The 869-nt window shown below is 49.0% G+C and carries 1 pseudogene; it reads left to right on the forward strand.

Features of this window, described 5'->3' with window-relative positions:
* Nucleotides 1-189 precede the first annotated feature (189 nt).
* A pseudogene (locus tag V6C16_RS14405) lies at nt 190-417 on the forward strand (AAA family ATPase); the annotation flags it as partial.
* Nucleotides 418-869 lie beyond the last annotated feature (452 nt).

Consider the following 869-nt stretch of genomic DNA (forward strand, 5'->3'; position numbering starts at 1 on the left):
TCGGCCTGTTTTAAAATCGCCAAGATTTGACTGTCCGTGAAGCGTGACTTTTTCATTGTAAAATCTCCAGATTGCTTATTCTCGGAAATTCTACTTTGAAATGCTACTTTTTTCTGGGGGGATTACCGATGTGGGAAGACTAGTTGCATCAAGCAGCTGGCCGCCAGGCTTAACTATCCCGTCTTTGAAGTGACCGGACACGGAAGACTGGAATTTGCCGACCTGGTGGGGCACCTGACGGTCAAGGACGGCAACATGACCTTTGAATACGGCCCTCTTGCTCTTGCCATGCGGTACGGAGGAATTTTTCTCGCAAACGAAATCGATATCACTCCACCTGAAGTGGCCGCAGGTCTGCATGGTATTCTTGATGGCTCCCCCTTGTGTATCGCGGAGAACGGCGGAGAATTGATCAATCCACACCCCATGTTCCGTTTTGTCGCGACTGCCAACACCAATGGTGGCGGAGATGAGAGCGGCCTGTATCAAGGTACACAGCGGCAAAATTTGGCGTTTGTCAATTATTTTATCCTCTGTGAAATGGGCTATCCAGATGCAAAAATAGAAATAACACTACTCAGACAGCGTTTTCCTTCTCTGCCTGACAAGTTGTGCGACACTATGGTGGAGTATGCCAATGAAGTTCTCAAACTATTCATGTTAGAAACTTCTACCAGCAATCTGACAAACACCATTGAAATCACTTTCTCCACACGCAGTTTGTTGCGCTGGGGAGATCTGACTGTGCCGTCAGCCTTTGGAAGGTCAAGCGGTTACGCCGCAAACTGGGCCTCGTCTGTAAGCGCAAACGGCGGGTTATCCGCACCACGGAATCAAATCACGCGCTGGCGGTCGCTCCCAATCTTTTA

Origin of the sequence: Desulfovibrio sp. 1188_IL3213 (assembly GCF_036763145.1) — a bacterium.
In the GTDB taxonomy this organism is placed as follows: Bacteria; Desulfobacterota; Desulfovibrionia; order Desulfovibrionales; family Desulfovibrionaceae; genus Desulfovibrio.